The organism is Pseudomonas guangdongensis, from assembly GCF_900105885.1.
GTDB lineage: Bacteria > Pseudomonadota > Gammaproteobacteria > Pseudomonadales > Pseudomonadaceae > Geopseudomonas > Geopseudomonas guangdongensis.
Window position 1 is genome coordinate 889388 of record NZ_LT629780.1, and the last position, 18316, is coordinate 907703.

Below are 18316 nucleotides of genomic sequence, written 5' to 3' on the forward strand. Positions count from 1 at the left end.
CTGTCACGGACGCTGCGCTACCATCCGGCCTTCCGCGCCGCACAACAATCAGGACAACAGGATGAACCGAGCGCTCTATCCCGGCACCTTCGACCCGATCACCAAAGGCCATGGCGACCTGATCGAACGGGCCGCCCGGCTGTTCGACGAAGTCATCGTCGCGGTGGCCGTCAATTCCAAGAAGAATCCGCTGTTCAGCCTGGAAAAGCGCGTGGAGCTGGCCTCCGTGGTCTGCGCCCACCTGCCCAACGTGCGGGTGGTCGGCTTCTCCACCCTGCTGGCGCACTTCGCCCATGAGCAGCAGGCCAACGTGCTGATCCGCGGCCTGCGCGCGGTGTCCGACTTCGAGTACGAGTTCCAGCTGGCCAACATGAACCGCCAGCTGGCGCCGCAGGTGGAAAGCCTGTTCCTCACCCCGGCCGAGCACTACTCGTACATTTCCTCGACCCTGGTGCGCGAGATCGCTGCCCTCAAGGGCGACATCAGCAAGTTCGTCCACCCGGCGGTGGCCGAGGCGCTGCGCGAACGCCTGCAGGTCTGAGCGCAAAATCGCCGCGCCGCCGCCCTGCGACCGCGCGGCGGGTGCAGGGCGGCGGCGCTTGCGGCAAAATGGCGGCAACCAAGGCCTTTGTTCCAGGAGTTGCCCCATGTCCCTGATCATCACCGACGACTGCATCAACTGCGACGTCTGCGAACCCGAATGCCCCAACGGGGCGATTTCCCAGGGCGAGGAGATCTACGAGATCGACCCCAACCTGTGCACCGAGTGCGTCGGCCACTACGACGAGCCGCAGTGCCAGCAGGTCTGCCCGGTGGACTGCATCCCGCTCGACCCCAACCACGTGGAAAGCCGCGACGAGCTGATGCAGAAGTACCTGATCATCAGCGGCAAGGCCTGAGTCCCCGCCCAGGCAAGAACGCCGGCCACCCGCGAGGGTAGGCCGGCGTTTTGCATTGTGCGCCGCTTACAGATGGATCAGCGGCGCCTCGTCCTCGCTGCGGAACGGCAGCTGCGGCAGCAGCTCGCGCGCCTCGCCCAGCCCCAGCATCAGCACGTTGCGCAGGCTCTGGCTGATCCGGCTGGCGTAGCCCAGGTCGTTCATCAGCGAACTGGCCTGCATGCCGTCCAGGCCCTTCTCGCGCACCGCGACGAACAGCCGCTCGCGGAACTGCGCGTCGAAGCGCGCCGCCTCGCCGTCGAACAGCTCCAGGCGGGCGCGCAGCGCCTCGGTGGGCAGGTCGAGCAGACTGATGGTGCGGATCTCGCGCAGCACCCAGAGCATGTGCCGGCGCAGGTCGGCGTAGGCGGCGCTGAAGGCCGCAGACTGGCCGTTGAGCTGGCGGCCGAGGTTCTTCTGCAGGTGCTTGGCGTCCTTCACCGCGTCGACCAGCTGCAGCGCCACCACCTGGCTGGCGATCCAGGCCTGCTGGTGGGCGTCGTCGAGGTTGGCCTTGAGGCGGCCCATGTAGCTGACCAGGTCGCTGTACACGCCCTTGATGTGCTGCTGGTAGAGCTGGTCGGCGTCCAGCCCGCGGCTGGCGCTCTGCGCCGATTCGCGCAGGGCGTGCTCGTCGATCTGCGCGCTGCGCAGCTGGTCGATCGGCAGGTACAGGGCGTGGCAGATCACCTCCAGGCTCAGCCGCGCCAGGTGCTGCAGCTCGCGGGCCACCGCCTGCACCGCGGCGTCCGCCGAGTCCAGCGCGTTGTCGTCCAGATAGCGGGCGCGGGTCGGCACCTTGGCCGCCTCGGGCGCGGCGCTGCCCTGCACCGCGGCGATCAGCACGTGGGGCTCGGCCACCTCCGGCAGCCAGCGCTCCAGCGCCGTAGCCAGACGTCGATGCAGAGGCAGGAACAGCAGCACGCCCAGGCCGTTGAACAGGGTGTGGAACAGCGCCAGCTCCAGCAGCGCGTTGCCGGCGAAGCCGAGCTGCGCGGCGATCAGCAGCACCAGCGCGGTCAGCGGCTGCAGCAGCAGCAGGGCGAGGACGGCGACCACCAGGTTGAAGATCACGTTGGCCAGCGCCAGGCGCATCCCGGCACGCGCCCCGCCCAGCGCGCCGACCACCGCGGTGACCACCCCGCCGACGTTGGTGCCGATGGCCAGGGCGAAGGCCTGGTCGACGTCGATCTGCCCGGAGGACAGCGCGGTGAGCACCAGCATCAGGCTGGCGTGGCTGGACTGCACCACCGCGGTGACCAGCGCGCCGATGCCGACGAACAGCAGGATGCCCAGGATCCCCGGCACCTTGAACTGCGCCGGGTCGAACATCTCGGTGGCGTCGCTGAAGCCGCCCTTGATCAGGTCGATGCCGAAGAACAGGAAGCAGATGCCCAGCAGCACCCGGCCGACGCCCTTGCTGCGCGGGCCGTTGAAGCCGAGCAGGATGCCGAACACCGCCAGCGGCAGGGCCAGGTCGCCGAGGCTGGCGCTCTGCCCGGCCAGCGCCAGCAGCCAGATGCCGCTGGTGGTGCCGAGGTTGGCGCCGAACACGATGCACAGGCCGGCGCCCAGGCCGATCAGCCCGGTGCCGAGGAAGGCGATGGTCAGCAGCGACACCAGGGTGCTGGACTGCACCGTCACGGTGGCCAGCACGCCGAAGCTCAGGCTTTTCCAGGCGCGGTCGGTGGCCCTGGCCAGGAAGCGTTCCAGCTCGCCGCCGGCCAGCAGGCGCAGGCCCTCCTCCAGGCACTGCATGCCGAACAGGAACAGCGCCAGGCCGCCGGCCAGCCGCGTCCAGCCGGCGCTGAACCAGAACGACACGGCCAGGGCCGCGAGCAGCAGCCAGATGACGATCGTGTTGGATGAGTATTTGGACAAGGCTTCCCTCCTGAGCATGATGAGCCGCCCCTGTCGACGGGGCGGCCGGCGATTGTGACCGAAAGATGAAGCGTCAGGGAGGGGGACGGACGCTGGCCGGACAATCGCCCTGGCGAGGCGGGCGCGGGCGCAAGGTGCGCCGCGCGCGACTCAGCGCTGGTAGCCGCTGGCGCAGCCCAGACAGCGCACGAAGGCCTCGCGGCCCGGCTCGATCACCAGCGCATCGCCCGCTTCCTCGACGTTGCCGCCCAGCGCGCTGAACGGCAGGGTGACCACGAACACCGCTGCGCCCAGCGCCGTACCGGCGATCAGCAGCGGTCGGGCGATCAGCAGGTCGGCGACCATCGAATAGGCACGCGGCGCGTCGGCCTGGTACATCGGGTCGCTGCCGGCGCTGGCGGCGGCGAAGCTGGCCTGCAACGGCAGCAGGCTCAAACCGGCGCCGAGCAGCAGGGCGGGAAGCAGGGAACGGAGGCGGGGCATGGCAGGGGTCCTTTGCGCAATGACGGGCTGCCCCGACTATAGCAGCGTCGCGCGCCGCGCCTGCGTGAAGCCCATCAACGCTGGCAGCGCGGGCAGTAGACGCTGGCCCGCTGGCCCAGCTTGACCTCGCGCAGGGTGCCGCCGCAGACCGTGCAGAACTGCCCGCCGCGGCCATAGGCCAGCAGGGTCTGCTGGAAATAGCCGGGCTTGCCGTCGCCGCCGACGAAATCGCGCAGGGTGGTGCCGCCGCAGTCGATGGCGGCGGCGAGGATGCGCCTGATCTCCTCGGCCAGCTTCAGGTAGCGGGCGCGGGAGATCGATCCGGCCTCGCGGCGCGGGTCGATGCCGGCGGCGAACAGCGCCTCGGTGGCGTAGATGTTGCCGACCCCGACCACCACCGCGTTGTCCATGATGAACGGCTTGACCGCCATCGAGCGCCCGCGCGACAGCTGGTAAAGCCGTTCGCCGTTGAACGCCTCGCCCAGCGGCTCCGGCCCCAGCCGGCGCAGCAGCTCGTGTTCGAGCGGGTTCGCGCTCCACAGCAGCGCGCCGAAGCGCCGCGGATCGTGGTAGCGCAGCGCCAGCCCCGAATCCAGCTCGATGTCGACGTGGGCGTGCTTCTCCGCCGCCAGCCCGGCCTCGATCAGCCGCAGGCTGCCGGACATGCCCAGATGGCCGATCAGCGTGCCGCACTCGGCCTCGATCAGCAGGTACTTGGCGCGCCGGCCGACCCGCAGGATGCGCTGGCCGGACAGGCGCACGTCGAGATCCTCCGGCACCGGCCAGCGCAGGCGGCGCTCGCGGACGATCACGCGGGTCACCCGGCGGCCTTCCAGATGCGGGGCGATGCCGCGGCGGGTGGTTTCGACTTCGGGCAATTCGGGCATGGTGCGGCACCGCAACAGCAGGGTGCGCCAACATAGCAGGATTGTCGCAGCAGTAAAGTCGGTCTTTTGGCGCCAAAAGCTCAAGATCGCACCTTGGCGGCCGATGTAACCAGTCTGCAATCTTGCCGTGCCCTTGGAATACCCCGCCATGCTGACCCGCCAATCCATCGCCGCCCGCCTGGGCATCGCCTTCGCCAGCCTGGTCCTGCTGCTCGTCGTCGCCCTCGGCGTCGGCCTGTACGGACTCGCCGCGCTGGAAGACTCGACGCACGACCTGCGCCACAACGCCGGCCTGACCCACAACGCCGCCCAAGTGCGCCGCCTGGCCCTGGAACTGCGCCGCTTCGAGAAGGACAGCTTCATCAACCTCGCCGCGCGCGACAAGGTCGCCGACTACCGGCGCCGCTGGGACAGCACCCGGCAGAGCCTGGCCGCCACCCTCGAACAGGGCGCCGCCCTGGCCGGCGACAGCGCCCTGCGCGAGCAGTACCGGGACGCCCGCCGCGCGCTGGACGGCTACGCCAGCGGCTTCGCCGCGGTGGCGCTGCGCATCGCCGACGGCGAACTGGACGGCGCCGCCGCCGCCAACGCCGCGATGGGCCGGTACAAGGACGAGGTCTACCGCCTCGACGCCAGCGCCGCGGCCATCGACGCCAGCGCCCTCGCCCAGCTGGAAGCCGCCGAGCAGCGGGCCGGCGTCCAGGCCCGCAACGCGCGCCTGGGCCTGCTCGGCTTCGCCGTGCTGGCGGTGCTGGCCGCCGCCGTGCTGGCGCTGCGCATCACCCGCAGCATCACCGCGCCGCTGCGCGACGCCCTGGAGGCGACCCGCCGGCTGGCAGAGGGCGACCTGACCCATGCGCCGCAGAGCCGCCGGCAGGACGAGACCGGTCGCCTGCTGGCCGCCATGGGCAGCGCCAACCACAAGCTCGGCGCGCTGGTCGGCTCGCTGCACCACAGCAGCGACAACGTCCTGCAGCGCGCCCACGAGGTGCTGATCGGCAGCCAGGAGCTGGCCGCGCGCACCGAGGAACAGGTCGCCGCCCTGCAGCAGACCGCCGCCAGCATGGAGCAGGTCAGCGCCAGCGCGCAGCAGACCAGCGAGGCCACCGCCCAGGCCAACAGCCTCGCCGCCACCGCCGCGCGCACCGCGCAGAGCGGCGGTCGCGACGTCGAGGAGAACATCCAGCTGATGCGCGCGCTGGCCGACAGCTCGCAGCGCATCAACGACATCATCCGGGTCATCGACGGCATCGCCTTCCAGACCAACATCCTCGCCCTCAACGCCTCGGTGGAGGCGGCGCGGGCCGGCGAGCAGGGCCGCGGCTTCGCCGTGGTGGCCCAGGAAGTGCGCAGCCTGGCCAGCCGCAGCGCCGCCTCGGCGCAGGAGATCCGCGCGCTGATCGAGGACATCGGCGAGCGCATCCAGCAGGGCACCCGCCAGGCCGAGAACAGCGGACGGACCATCGGCGAGGCGGTGGCGGCCATCCACCAGCTGGCCGGGCTGATGCAGGAAATCTCCGCCGCCACCGGCGAGCAGCGCAGCGGCTTCGCGCAGATCAACGGCGCCATCGGCCAGCTCGACGGCACCACCCAGCACAACGCCAGCCTGGTCGAACAGTCGCGCGCCGCCGCCGCGGCCCTCGAAGAACAGGCCGAGCGGATGCAGCAGCAGGTCGCCGCCTTCAAGATCGACGCGCCGCGCGCCGCCTGACCCCGCACACCCGCCACCCGCCGCACGCCGGCGACGGCGACGGCGTGGCAGCCGAGCGCCGGCTGAGGGTGGCGGGGGGCTTTGCGCTATACTCCGCGCTTTTTGCGAGAGAGCCCCATGTCCCTGCCCAGCCTGCGACTGAAAGCCAACGCCGAGCGCCGTCTGCGCGCCGGTCACCTGTGGGTCTACAGCAACGAGGTGGACGTGGCGGCCACCCCGCTCAACCTGTTCGCCGCCGGCGACCAGGCGATCCTCGAAATGAGCAACGGCAAGCCCCTGGGCATCGTCGCGCTCAGCCCGCAGAACCTGATCTGCGCCCGTCTGGTGTCGCGCGACACCAAGCACCTGCTGGACAAATCGCTGCTGGTGCACCGCATCAACGTCGCCCTCAGCCTGCGCGAGCGGCTGTTCGACAAGCCCTTCTACCGCCTGGTCTACGGCGACTCCGACCTGCTCCCGGGCCTGGTGGTCGACCGCTTCGGCGACGTGCTGGTGGTGCAGCTGGCCTCGGCGACCATGGAGCGGCTGAAGGACGAGGTGCTCGCCGCCCTGCTCCAGGTGCTCAAGCCCGCCGCCGTGCTGTGGAAGAACGACAGCGCCGCGCGCGACGCCGAAGGCCTGGCCCGCTACGTGGAAAGCGCCTACGGCGAGGTGCCCGAGTGGGTGGCGCTGGAAGAGAACGGCGTGAAGTTCGAGGCGCCGGTGCAGGGCGGGCAGAAGACCGGCTGGTTCTACGACCACCGCCTGAACCGCGCGCGCCTGGCGCCCTACGTCAAGGGCAAGCGCGTGCTCGACCTGTTCAGCTACGTCGGCGGCTGGGGCGTGCAGGCGGCGGTGTTCGGCGCCTCCGAGGTGATGTGCGTGGACGGCTCGGCGCTGGCGCTCGATGGCGTCGAGCGCAACGCCGCGCTCAACGGCGTGGGCGAGAAGATGGCCTGCGTGGAAGGCGACGTGTTCGAGGCGCTCAAGGAACTGAAAGCCGCCGAGGAGCGCTTCGACGTGATCGTCGCCGACCCGCCGGCGTTCATCAAGCGCAAGAAGGACCTGAAGAACGGCGAGGCCGCCTACCGCCGCCTCAACGAGGCGGCCATGCGCCTGCTGAGCAAGGACGGCATCCTGGTCAGCGCCAGCTGCTCGATGCACCTGCCCGAGGACGACCTGCAGAACATCCTGCTCTCGAGCGCCCGCCACCTCGACCGCCACATCCAGCTGCTCGAACGCGGCGGCCAGGGCCCGGACCATCCGGTGCATCCGGCCATCGCCGAGACCCGCTACATCAAGAGCCTGACCTGCCGCATCCTGCCCAACGGCTGAGTGCGCCACGCACCGCCCGGCCCGCGCCGGGCGGCTTCCTCCGGGACGGCACGCCCGTGCTTCCCGCATGACATTGCTTGCCGGGGAATGCCATGCACAGCGACATCCTCCTCAACCTGCTGGTGGCCACCGCCATCGGCGCGCTCATCGGCCTGGAGCGCCAGTGGCGCCAGCGCCTGACCGGCCTGACCACCCACGCCCTGGTGGCCCTCGGCGCCGCGGTGTTCACCAGCCTGCCGCTGCTGGTCGACGGCGACACCAGCCCCAGCCGGATCGCCGCCCAGGTGGTCTCGGGCATCGGCTTTCTCGGCGCCGGGGTGATCCTGCGCGACGGCTTCAACGTGCGCGGCCTGAGCACCGCGGCCACCCTCTGGTGCTCGGCGGCGGTCGGCGTGCTGGCCGGCTCCGGCTTCGCCCTGCTGGCCGCCGAGGTCGGCGCGCTGATCCTCGCCACCCACCTGCTGCTCAACCCGCTGGGCCGCTGGATCAGCCGCCGCGCCCTGCAGGAAAACGAGACCGAGCAGTACTACCGCATCGAGCTGACCTGCAAGGCCTGCGACGAGGCGCGCATCCGCGCCCTGCTGCTCAAGGGCCTGAGCGACCAGCAACTGCGCCTGCAACGCCTGGAAAGCCACGCCCTCAAGGACAGCGACCGCGTCGAGGTCAGCGCCACCCTGCTGGCCCTGGAGCGCCGCGACGCCCTGCTCGAACGCCTGGTCGGCCAGCTCTGCCTGGATCCCAACGTCAGCGCCGCCAGCTGGCTGGCCGCGCCGCCGCCGGCCTGAGCGGGCTTTCGCCGCCGCGCCGCGGCGGCTTAAAATCGCCGCTTCCTGCCCCACCCTGGCGGACTCGTGAGCCACGTCCGAACCTGCGGCGACCCCGCACCCCGACGTCCTCCGGCGCGCAGACGGTCACTGCCGTTTGCCTCGGCCGCGCTCCGCGCTCACCATACTCACCAACGGGTCATGCACCCGCCCCTGATCAGCCTCCAGCAGGAACGCCGCAATGCCTGACTATCGCTCGAAAACCTCCACCTTCGGCCGCAACATGGCCGGCGCCCGCGCCCTGTGGCGCGCCACCGGGATGAAGGACGAGGACTTCAAGAAGCCGATCATCGCCGTCGCCAACTCCTTCACCCAGTTCGTGCCCGGCCACGTCCACCTCAAGGACATGGGCCAGCTGGTCGCCCGCGAGATCGAGAAGGCCGGCGGCGTAGCCAAGGAATTCAACACCATCGCCGTCGACGACGGCATCGCCATGGGCCACGACGGCATGCTCTATTCGCTGCCGTCCCGCGAGATCATCGCCGACTCCGTCGAGTACATGGTCAACGCCCACTGCGCCGATGCCCTGGTGTGCATCTCCAACTGCGACAAGATCACCCCCGGCATGCTGATGGCCGCCCTGCGCCTGAACATCCCGGTGGTGTTCGTCTCCGGCGGGCCGATGGAGGCCGGCAAGACCAAGCTGGCCGCCCACGGCCTCGACCTGGTCGACGCCATGGTCGCCGCCGCCGACGACAACTGCTCCGACGAGACCGTCGCCGAATACGAGCGCAGCGCCTGCCCGACCTGCGGCAGCTGCTCGGGCATGTTCACCGCCAACTCGATGAACTGCCTGACCGAGGCCCTCGGCCTGGCGCTGCCGGGCAACGGCACCACCCTGGCCACCCACAGCGACCGCGAGCAGCTGTTCCTGCGCGCCGGCCGGCTGATCGTCGAGCTGTGCCAGCGCTACTACGGCGAGGGCGACGAGTCGGTGCTGCCGCGCGCCATCGCCAGCTTCAAGGCGTTCGAGAACGCCATGACCCTGGACATCGCCATGGGCGGCTCGACCAACACCATCCTGCACCTCTTGGCCGCCGCCCAGGAAGGCGAGGTCGACTTCGACCTGCGCGACATCGACCGTCTGTCGCGCCGCGTGCCGCAGCTGTGCAAGGTCGCGCCGAACATCCAGAAGTACCACATGGAAGACGTGCACCGCGCCGGCGGCATCATCAGCATCCTCGGCGAGCTGGCCCGCGGCGGCCTGCTGCACACCGACGTGCCGACCGTGCACAGCAAGACCATGGCCGAGGCCATCGAGCAGTGGGACATCACCCGCACCAGCGACGAGGCGGTGCACACCTTCTTCAAGGCCGGCCCGGCCGGCATCCCGACCCAGACCGCGTTCAGCCAGAGCACCCGCTGGCCGACGCTCGACACCGACCGCTTCGAGGGCTGCATCCGCAGCGTGGAGAACGCCTACTCCCAGGAAGGCGGCCTGGCCGTGCTGTACGGCAACATCGCCGAAGGCGGCTGCGTGGTGAAGACCGCCGGCGTCGACGAATCGATCCACGTGTTCGAGGGCCGCGCGCGGATCTTCGAAAGCCAGGACGCCGCGGTGAAGGGCATCCTCGCCGACGAGATCCAGCCGGGCGACATCGTGGTGATCCGCTACGAAGGCCCGAAAGGCGGCCCGGGCATGCAGGAAATGCTTTACCCGACCAGCTACCTGAAGTCCAAGGGCCTGGGCAAGCAGTGCGCCCTGCTCACCGACGGCCGCTTCTCCGGCGGCACCTCGGGCCTGTCGATCGGCCACGTCTCGCCGGAAGCCGCCTCGGGCGGCGCCATCGGCCTGGTCGAGGACGGCGACAAGATCCTCATCGACATCCCCAACCGCAGCATCAGCCTGCTGGTCGGCGACGACGAGCTGAAGGCCCGCCGCCTGCACCAGGACCACAAGGGCTGGAAGCCGGCAGCAAAGCGTGCGCGCAAGGTCAGCACCGCGCTCAAGGCCTACGCCCTGCTCGCCACCAGCGCCGACAAGGGCGCGGTGCGCAACAAGGCGCTGCTGGAAGACTGATCCCCGCCGCCACGCCCGGACGCCCCGCTTGCGGGGCGTCCGTCTTTTTGCTCCGGCCACGTACGCCCGCAGGAGACCCCGTGCCCAGCGACACGCCCCCGTCCGCCAACCCCCTGCGCGTGCTCTACCGCGACGACTGGCTGCTCGCCGTGCACAAGCCGGCCGGCCTGCTGGTGCACCGCAGCCCCATCGACCGTCACGAGACCGAATTCGCCCTGCAGTACGCCCGCGAGCTCAACGGCGGCGAACACGTCTACCCGATCCACCGCCTCGACCGCCCGACCTCCGGGCTGCTGCTGTTCGCCCGCGATCCGGCCACCGCCAGCCGCCTGGGCAAGGCCTGGATGGCCGGCGAGATCGACAAGACCTACCTGGCCATGGTGCGCGGCTGGACCGCCGAGAGCGGGCTGATCGACCACCCGCTGCGCGAACACGCCACCGACCGCCGCGCCAGGGACGAACCGCAGCCGCTGCGCGACGCCCTGACCCGCTACCGCCGCCTGGCCACCACGGAGATCCCGGTGCAGATCGAAGGCTACCCGGCCAGCCGCTACAGCCTGGTCGAGCTCTACCCGCAGACCGGCCGCAAGCACCAGCTGCGCCGCCACCTGCAGCACATCAGCCACCCGATCATCGGCGACACCAACTATGGCCGCACCCGCCACAACCACTACTTCGCCGAACGCTTCGGCCAGGGCCGCCTGATGCTCGCCGCCACCGCCCTGAGCCTGCGCCATCCGGCCAGCGGCGAGCCCCTGCAGCTGCAGGCGGCGCCGGAGGACAGCTTCCTGCGGGTACTGTCGGTGTTCGCCGGGGACGCTGTCCCGCTCTCCACGAACTGAGGCGAAGCCGCAGCCGCCCTGTCGGCGCCGTCCCGACATCCTGCGTCGCAGCAATCGCTCGCGCTCGCCAACAGCATTTGTCGATCCTCCCCGACTTGCTTATGCTGGCTGGCCATGTGCCGCCAGCGCCTTGCGGGGCGGCCAGCCGCCACCGAGGGATCAGGGACGCGCCATGCCAGTAGAAGATGCACAGATCGAGCAGGCCATCCAGCACCTGGACGGCGCCAAGCGCAGCCATTTTCTCTGGACCCAGCGGTTGCTGCGCCTGGCCCTGCTCGGGGGCGAGCCGCAGGCCGACCTGCTCGCGGTCGATGCCGCGCAGCGCTGCGCCTTCGGCCACTGGCTGACGCACGAGGCCGGGCTACTCGCCCAGGTGGCGCCCGAAGTGCATCGCCAGCTGTGCGAGCTGCACGGACAGATGCACGGGGCCGCCCGCGAAGTCGGTCTCAGCATTCTCGCCCGCCAGGTGGCGCCGGCCGCACTGGATGCCTTCGAGCAGTTGCAGGAGCGCCTGATCGGGCTGATCGACGCCGGCCGCATGCGGCTGCTGGAGGTGCAGAACCTGAAGAACCTGCACGATCCGCTGACCGGCCTGCCGCAGCGGCGCCTGCTGCAGGACGCTTTCGGCCAGTTCCGCAAGCGCTGCCAGCGCGACGGCCGGCAGCCGTTTCTCGCCATGATCGACCTGGATCGCTTCAAGAGCATCAACGATCGCTTCGGCCACGGCATCGGCGACCGCGCGCTGTGCCACATGGTCGACACCCTGAGCGCGGTGCTGCGCGAGGACGAGGCGCTGTTCCGCTTCGGCGGCGAGGAGTTCGTCCAGCTGATCGCCGCGCGCGACGGCCGCGAGGCGGCCTGCGCGGTGCGCCGCGGCCTGGAGCGGCTGCGCCATGCGCCGCTGGCGCTGCCGGACGGCGGGCAGCTGCAGATGACCCTGACCGCCGGGCTGGTCGCGGTCGGCGAGCAGGAAGGCCTCGACGAGGCGCTCGCCCGCGCCGACGCGGCGCTGTACCGGGGCAAGCAGGACGGCCGCGACCGCTGCGTGCTGGCCGTCTGAGCGGCGCGCCCGGTCAGGTTGCAGGGGGCTGCGTCAGTCGGCCCGTTCCCAGGTTTCGAAGACGTAGGCCGGGGTCTGTTCGCCGGCCGGATGGGCTTGGCTGTCCACGCAGCGCCAGGCGCTGGTGTACTCGGGGAAGAAGGCGTCGCCCTGCACGCACAGGTCGATGCGGGTCAGGTAGAGGCGCGCGGCGTCGGCCAGGCCTTCGGCGTACAGCTGGCCGCCGCCGATCAGCATCACCTCGGCGGCGCCCTGCTCGCGCGCCCACTGCTCGGCGCGCATCCGGGCGTCGTGCAGCGAGGTGCAGACTTCGGCGCCCTCCAGACACAAGCCGCTCTGCCGGCTGACCACCAGATTCAGCCGCCCCGGCAGCGGGCGACCGATGGAGTCCCAGGTCTTGCGGCCCATGATCACCGGCTTGCCGAGGGTCAGCGCCTTGAAGTGGCGCAGGTCGGCCGGCAGGTGCCAGGGCATGCGGTTGTCCAGACCGATCACGCGGTTCTGCGCGTGGGCGGCGATGAGGGCGAGGGGCAGGCGTGAGGTCGTCATGGCGGCGAGGATAGCAGGCACATCCCCGGCTGACGATGCCGGCGCCGGCGCCAGCGGGTATTCTCTGCGCAGATTGCCCCGCCACGGAGGCCGCGTGCCGCTCAAGTCCATTCCCGAATCCCTCTGGCTGGCCGAAACCCTGCGCCTGAGCGAAGCCCGGGCCGGTACCCTGGAAGACGCCGAGGCCTGCCGCCAGGCGCGCGCCGGCGGCGGCGACCTGCGCCAGCGCCTGCTCGTCCGCGCCCGCTGGCTGGCGCAGCGCGACGGCCTCGACCGCGCGCTCGGCCACTGGCGCCAGGGCGCCGCACTGGCCCTGGCCCTGCTCGCCGCGCTGGCCCTGGGCAGCGGCGCCGGCCTGGCGCTGGCGGCGCTGGGCGACGGCAGCCGCCCGGTCAACCTGCTCTGGGCGCTGGGCAGCCTGCTCGGCCTGCACCTGCTGACCCTCGCCGGCTGGGCGCTGGGCAGTCTGTTCGGCGCCGGCGCCGGCAGCCTGCTCGGCCGCCTGTGGCTGGACCTCGGCCAGCGCCTGGCCCGCGATGCGCGCAGCGCCCTGCTCGGCCCGGCCTTGCTGGCGCTGCTCGGCCGCGCCGGGCTGCAGCGCTGGGCGCTGGGCCTGCTCAGCCACGGCCTGTGGCTGCTGGCCCTGCTCGCCGCGCTGGCGGTGCTGCTGGTGCAGCTGGCCACCCGCCGCTACGGCTTCGTCTGGGAAACCACCCTGCTGCCCAGCGCCAGCTTCGCCGCGCTGATCCACGGCCTCGGCGCCCTGCCGGCGCTGCTCGGCTTCGCCCAGCCGGACCTCGACCTGCTGCGCGCCAGCGGCGAGGCGGTGGTCGGCGGCGAGGCGGCGCGGCAGACCTGGGCGAGCTGGCTGCTCGGCGTGTTCCTGGTCTACGGCCTGCTGCCGCGCGCGCTGCTCGCCCTGCTCTGCCTGTGGCGCTGGCGACGCGGCCTGGCGCGCCTCGACCTGGACACCGGGCATCCCGACTATCTGGCGCTGCGCGAGCGCCTGCTGCCGTCCAGCGAGCGCCTCGGCATCAGCGATGCCGCGCCGGCGCAGCTGTACCGCCCGCAGGCCGGCAGCGCGCCGGCCGGCAGCGCCCGCGCCCTGCTGGTCGCCGTCGAGCTGGACGAGCGCCAGCCCTGGCCGCCGCGGGAAGCGTCCGGCGTCGAGGACGCGGGGATTCTCGACGACCGCGACAGCCGCCACCGCCTGCTCGAACGCCTGGCCGGCGCGCCGCCCGCGCGCCTGCTGATCGCCTGCGACCCACGCCGCTCGCCGGACCGCGGCACCCTCGCCCTGCTCGGCGAGCTGGCGCGCAGCGCCGGACAGACGCGGGTCTGGCTGCTTCCCGCGCCGCCCGGCGCAACCCTCGATACGCAGCGTCTCGGCGACTGGCAGGCGGCGCTCGACGCGCTGCAGCTGGCCCATGCCGGCGAGGCTCCCTGGCACTGGCTGGAGCACGGCGATGACTGAAGCGGCGCCCCTGAAACTGGCAGTGGTCGGCCACACCAACGTCGGCAAGACCTCGCTGCTGCGCACCCTGACCCGCGACGCCGGCTTCGGCGAGGTGTCGCACCGGCCGAGCACCACCCGCCACGTCGAGGGCGCGCGGCTGTCGGTGGACGGCGAGGCGCTGCTCGAACTCTACGACACCCCCGGCCTGGAGGACGCCATCGCCCTGCGCGACCACCTCGACCTGCTCGCCCCGCCCGCCGAACGCCTCGACGGCCCGGCGCGCATCGCCCGGCTGCTGGCCGGCGCCGAGGCGCGCGGGCGCTTCGAGCAGGAGGCTAAGGTGCTGCGCCAGCTGCTGGCCTGCGACGCCGGGCTGTACGTGATCGACGCCCGCGAGCCGGTGCTGGCCAAGTACCGCGACGAACTGGCGGTGCTCGCCGACTGCGCGCGGCCGCTGCTGCCGGTGCTCAACTTCGTCGCCAGCCCCGGCCACCGCGAGGCCGACTGGCGCGCCGCGCTGGCCCGCCTCGGCCTGCATGCGCTGGTGGGCTTCGACAGCGTGGCGCCGCCGCTGGACGGCGAGCGGCGCCTCTACCAAAGCCTCGCCCTGCTGCTGGAGCGGGCCCGCCCGCAGCTGGAGCGGCTGATCGCCGACCACGAGGCGCAGCGCCTGGCCAGGCGCGCCGCCGGCATCCGGCTGATCGCCGACCTGCTGCTGGATGCCGCCGCCTGCCGGCGCCTGGTCGACGCCGCCGCGCCCAGCCTGCAGGCCGCGCTCGAACGCCTGCAGGGCGACCTGCGCGCCCGCGAGCAGCGCTGCGTGGACGCCCTGCTGCGCCTGTACGCGTTCCGCGCCGAGGACGCCGACGCCGGCGAGCTGCCGCTGCTCGACGGGCGCTGGGGCGACGACCTGTTCCATCCGGAAACCCTGAAGCAGCTGGGCGTGAAGGTCGGCGGCGGGATGGCGGCCGGCGCCGCCGCCGGCGCCGGCATCGACCTGCTGGTCGGCGGCCTGACCCTGGGCGCGGCGGCGGCGCTGGGGGCGCTGGCCGGCGGCGGCTGGCAGACCCTGCGCAACTACGGCGAGCGGCTGAAAGGCAAACTGAGCGGCCAGCGCGAGCTGAGCGTCGACGACGCCGTGCTGCGCCTCTTGGCGCTGCGCCAGTGCCGCCTGCTCGACGCCCTGGAGGCGCGCGGACATGCCGCGCAGCAGCCGCTGCGCCTGGAGCGTCCGCAGGAGCAGGCCTGGCGTGAGGGACAGCTGCCGGAGCCGCTGCACCGCGCCCGCGCCCATCCCGAGTGGTCGGCCCTCAACCCCGGCCGCCGCGACGACGCGGCGTCGCGCCAGGAGGCGCTACACCGCCTGACGCAGGAGCTGCAGGCCTAACGGCCCAGCGCCGGCGGCCGCGGCGGAACGCCAGCCGCGCGCGGCGCAGACCCCGCGCAAGGCGGGGTGCCGGGCGACTACTGCCCGCCCTGCAGCGCCGCGCGGACCGCCTGCAGGGCGGCGGCGTAGTAGGCCTGGCCTTCGAGCGACTCGGCGAAAGCGACGAATTCGCCCAGCTGGGCGTCGCTCAGGTCGCGATAGACGTGCAGCAGGGTGTTTTCCAGATCGGCGTCGATCTTCTCCGCCAGACGCTCCCGCGAGCCGCCGAGCAACTGTTCGGGGCCGCCGTTGCCGAGCAGTCCGGGCAGACCCGGCAGCATCTGGCTGAGGCTGTCGGCGGCGACCCCGGCCAGCGCCAGGCTGACCTCGGCGCCGGCCTCGCGGGCCGGCAGCACGCGGCCCAAGCGTTGCACCAGGGCGCGCCGGGCGGCGCTGGCGGCGACCCGCGGCAGGCCGTCGGCGTGCTGCGCCAGCGCCGCCGGGGCGGTGGCCTGCACCTCGCGCAGCACCACCGCGCGGCCCAGCGGGCTGTCGAAGAAGCGGATCGCCGGCAGCGGGTCGGGCAAGCGGGCGCGCAGGCTGTCCAGTGCGCGGGTCTCCATCGCGGCGGCGGCGAAGCGCCGGTTGCTGTTGTCCACCAGCGCTTGGTACAGCGCCGGCGGCAGGGTGCCGCGATAGCGCTGCTGGGCGGCGGCCAGCGCGGCGCCGAAATGCTCGCGCTGCTGGGCCCAGCCGGCCAGTTGATAGAGCTGGTCGTGCTCGTCGGCGCGGCTCAGCAGGCTGACGAGGCTCAGGGCAAGGACAATCAGGACACGCATGGGAACTCCTGCAACAGAGCGCCTATTGTCGGGCGCGGGCGGCGAGCTTGTCGAGGCATGCGCCGACCGCCGCCCGCCAATAGGCGCAGGTTGGCCGGGCGGTGCCCGCGCGCTCGCGCATTTCCTCCCGGCGGGGCCTTCTGTCCGCCGGGCGGCGCCCCGTAGAATGGGCCATGACCGACGCACTCGCCCCCGCCCCCCTGATCGATGCGATTCTCGACGACCTGGCCCGCCAGGGCTGGTCGCTGCAGACCCGCGCCCTGCCGCCGGCGCTGAGCGCCGCGCTGGCCGACGACTGCCGCCAGCGCTATGCCCGCGGCGCCATGAACCGCGCCGCCATCGGCCGCGGCGGCGGCCAGCAGCTCGACGAGCGGATCCGCGGCGACCACATCCAGTGGCTCAACGGCGGCGAGTCGGCGGCGGTGGACGGTTACCTGGCGCTGCTCGACGAGCTGCGCGGGGCGCTCAACCGCGAGCTGTTCCTCGGCCTGGAGGACTACGAGTGCCACTTCGCCCTGTATCCGCCGGGCAGCTTCTACCGCCGCCACCTGGACCGCTTCCGCGACGACGACCGGCGCACGGTGACCACGGTGTGCTACCTCAACGACGACTGGCGCGCCGAGCACGGCGGCGCGCTGCGCATCGAGCTGCCCGACGGTAGCGAGCGCGACGTGCTGCCGGCCGCCGGCACCCTGGTGGTGTTCATGTCCGCCGATTTCCCCCACGAGGTGCTGGCGGCCAGCCGCGAGCGGCTGTCGATCGCCGGCTGGTACCGTCGGCGCGGCAGCGCGCCGCTGTAGCCAGCGGCGATTTGCGCCGCGCAGAAACGCAGAAGGGAGGCCAGTGGCCTCCCTTCTGCATTCACCCGGACGGGATCAGAACAGTACGCGGCAGCGGATGGTGCCGTTGACTGCCTGCAGCTTCTGCTGGGCCAGGTCGGAGTACTCGGCGTCGACGTCGATCACCACGTAGCCGACCTTCTCGTTGGTCTGCAGGAACTGGCCGGCGATGTTGATGCCGTTGTCGGCGAACACCTTGTTGATCTCGCTCATCACACCGGGGATGTTCTGGTGGATGTGCAGCAGGCGGTGCTTGCCCGGGTGCGACGGCAGGGCCACTTCGGGGAAGTTGACCGAGGACACCGAGGTGCCGTTGTCGCTGTACTTGACCAGCTTCTCGGCCACTTCCAGGCCGATGTTGGCCTGCGCCTCGGCAGTGGAGCCGCCGATGTGCGGGGTGAGGATCACGCGATCCAGGCCGCGCAGCGGGCTCTCGAACTCCTCGTCGTTGGACTTGGGCTCGACCGGGAACACGTCGATGGCGGCGCCGATCAGGTGCTCGTCCTTGATCGCCTCGGCCAGGTGGTCCAGCTCGACCACGGTGCCGCGCGCGGCGTTGATCAGGATGCCGCCCTTCTTCATCGCGCGGATTTCCTTCTCGCCGATCATCCACTGGGTGGACGGCAGCTCCGGCACGTGCAGCGAGACGATGTCGCACAGGCCCAGCAGCTCGTGCAGCGAGCCGATCTGCTGCGCGTTGCCGATCGGCAGCTTGGTCACCACGTCGTAGAAGTACACCTGCATGCCCATCGCCTCGGCCAGCACCGACAGCTGGGTGCCGATCGAGCCGTAGCCGACGATGCCCAGCTTCTTGCCGCGGATCTCGAAGGAGTTGGCCGCCGACTTGATCCAGCCGCCGCGGTGACAGGAAGCGTTCTTCTCCGGGATGCCGCGCAGCAGCAGGATGGCCTCGGCCAGCACCAGCTCGGCCACCGAGCGGGTGTTGGAATAGGGGGCGTTGAACACCGCGATGCCGCGTTCGCGGGCGGCGTTCAGGTTGACCTGGTTGGTGCCGATGCAGAAGCAGCCGACGGCGACCAGCTTCTTGGCGCAGTCGAAGACTTCCTCGGTCAGCTGGGTACGCGAGCGGATGCCGATGAAGTGCACGTCGGCGATCTTTTCCTTCAGTTCGTCGCCCGACAGCGCGCCCTTCAGGTACTCGATGTTGGTGTAGCCGGCGGCCTTGAGGGTATCCACGGCGTTCTGATGCACACCTTCGAGAAGAAGGAACTTGATCTTGCTCTTGTCGAGAGAGGTCGTCTTGCTCATCTGCGTAAACCTGTTGTCCCGGGGGTTGTCTGGGCGGT

Annotated in this window: 17 protein-coding genes; 11 read left to right on the forward strand and 6 right to left on the reverse strand. The window is 71.5% G+C overall.

All coding sequences use genetic code 11. The features are described from left to right. Nucleotides 1–61 precede the first annotated feature (61 nt). Complete coding sequence (gene coaD, locus BLU22_RS04265) at nt 62–541, forward strand: pantetheine-phosphate adenylyltransferase (protein ID WP_090212381.1); 480 nt, start codon at nt 62–64, stop codon at nt 539–541. A gap of 106 nt (nt 542–647) precedes the next feature. Further along, nucleotides 648–899 (forward strand): YfhL family 4Fe-4S dicluster ferredoxin, encoded by a 252-nt coding sequence (locus BLU22_RS04270; RefSeq protein ID WP_090212384.1) that lies wholly within the window; start codon nt 648–650, stop codon nt 897–899. Between the two features lie 66 nt (nt 900–965). On the opposite strand, the gene BLU22_RS04275 is transcribed toward BLU22_RS04270, so the two are convergent. The 3 genes from BLU22_RS04275 to mutM form a co-directional block, all read right to left on the reverse strand. Further along, the gene (locus BLU22_RS04275) at nt 966–2837 is read right to left on the reverse strand and encodes a Na/Pi cotransporter family protein (RefSeq protein ID WP_090212386.1); all 1872 of its coding nucleotides are present in this window, start codon (nt 2835–2837) and stop codon (nt 966–968) included. Between the two features lie 132 nt (nt 2838–2969). After that, a complete protein-coding gene (locus tag BLU22_RS04280; protein ID WP_090212387.1) occupies nt 2970–3302 on the reverse strand; it encodes a multidrug transporter in 333 nt (110 codons plus the stop codon). A 74-nt stretch (nt 3303–3376) separates the two neighbouring features. Beyond that, the gene (mutM, locus tag BLU22_RS04285; RefSeq protein WP_090212389.1) at nt 3377–4189 is read right to left on the reverse strand and encodes a bifunctional DNA-formamidopyrimidine glycosylase/DNA-(apurinic or apyrimidinic site) lyase; all 813 of its coding nucleotides are present in this window, start codon (nt 4187–4189) and stop codon (nt 3377–3379) included. Nucleotides 4190–4337: 148 nt separating this feature from the next. Here mutM and BLU22_RS04290 point away from each other — a divergent pair, with 148 nt between their 5' ends. From BLU22_RS04290 to BLU22_RS04315, 6 genes are all read left to right on the forward strand, one after another. Beyond that, the gene (locus BLU22_RS04290; RefSeq protein WP_090212390.1) at nt 4338–5900 is read left to right on the forward strand and encodes a methyl-accepting chemotaxis protein; all 1563 of its coding nucleotides are present in this window, start codon (nt 4338–4340) and stop codon (nt 5898–5900) included. A gap of 117 nt (nt 5901–6017) precedes the next feature. Next, a complete protein-coding gene (locus BLU22_RS04295; RefSeq protein ID WP_090212392.1) occupies nt 6018–7214 on the forward strand; it encodes a class I SAM-dependent rRNA methyltransferase in 1197 nt (398 codons plus the stop codon). A gap of 92 nt (nt 7215–7306) precedes the next feature. Next, nucleotides 7307–7999 carry an MgtC/SapB family protein gene (locus BLU22_RS04300; protein WP_090212393.1) on the forward strand — a complete coding sequence of 231 codons (693 nt, stop codon included), beginning with the start codon at nt 7307–7309 and terminating at the stop codon, nt 7997–7999. 220 nt (nt 8000–8219) lie between these two features. After that, nucleotides 8220–10058, forward strand: a complete 1839-nt coding sequence (gene ilvD, locus BLU22_RS04305) for a dihydroxy-acid dehydratase (protein WP_090212395.1) — start codon at nt 8220–8222, stop codon at nt 10056–10058. An 80-nt stretch (nt 10059–10138) separates the two neighbouring features. Next, entirely contained in the window at nt 10139–10900 is a 762-nt protein-coding gene (locus tag BLU22_RS04310) for a pseudouridine synthase (RefSeq protein ID WP_197676772.1), read from the forward strand. 172 nt (nt 10901–11072) lie between these two features. Further along, nucleotides 11073–11960: a diguanylate cyclase gene (locus BLU22_RS04315; RefSeq protein ID WP_090212397.1), complete on the forward strand. Its 888-nt coding sequence runs from the start codon at nt 11073–11075 to the stop codon at nt 11958–11960. Between the two features lie 33 nt (nt 11961–11993). On the opposite strand, the gene BLU22_RS04320 is transcribed toward BLU22_RS04315, so the two are convergent. After that, nucleotides 11994–12509: a dihydrofolate reductase gene (locus BLU22_RS04320; protein WP_090212399.1), complete on the reverse strand. Its 516-nt coding sequence runs from the start codon at nt 12507–12509 to the stop codon at nt 11994–11996. 94 nt (nt 12510–12603) lie between these two features. On the opposite strand from BLU22_RS04320, the gene BLU22_RS04325 reads away from it, so the two are divergent. Together BLU22_RS04325 and BLU22_RS04330 are read left to right on the forward strand one after the other, a co-directional pair. After that, entirely contained in the window at nt 12604–13983 is a 1380-nt protein-coding gene (locus tag BLU22_RS04325; protein WP_231975275.1) for a DUF2868 domain-containing protein, read from the forward strand. Further along, nucleotides 13976–15352: a GTPase/DUF3482 domain-containing protein gene (locus BLU22_RS04330; RefSeq protein ID WP_090212403.1), complete on the forward strand. Its 1377-nt coding sequence runs from the start codon at nt 13976–13978 to the stop codon at nt 15350–15352. Before BLU22_RS04325 ends, BLU22_RS04330 begins: the two co-directional genes overlap by 8 nt. A 77-nt stretch (nt 15353–15429) precedes the next feature. Here the strand turns inward: BLU22_RS04330 and BLU22_RS04335 are convergent, their stop codons facing one another. Next, nucleotides 15430–16170 carry a hypothetical protein gene (locus BLU22_RS04335; protein WP_090212404.1) on the reverse strand — a complete coding sequence of 247 codons (741 nt, stop codon included), beginning with the start codon at nt 16168–16170 and terminating at the stop codon, nt 15430–15432. 173 nt (nt 16171–16343) lie between these two features. Here BLU22_RS04335 and BLU22_RS04340 point away from each other — a divergent pair, with 173 nt between their 5' ends. Next, nucleotides 16344–16970 carry a 2OG-Fe(II) oxygenase gene (locus BLU22_RS04340; protein WP_090212406.1) on the forward strand — a complete coding sequence of 209 codons (627 nt, stop codon included), beginning with the start codon at nt 16344–16346 and terminating at the stop codon, nt 16968–16970. A gap of 75 nt (nt 16971–17045) precedes the next feature. On the opposite strand, the gene serA is transcribed toward BLU22_RS04340, so the two are convergent. Continuing rightward, nucleotides 17046–18278, reverse strand: coding sequence for a phosphoglycerate dehydrogenase (serA, locus tag BLU22_RS04345; protein WP_090212407.1), 1233 nt, complete (start codon nt 18276–18278; stop codon nt 17046–17048). Between the last annotated feature and the right edge of the window lie 38 nt (nt 18279–18316).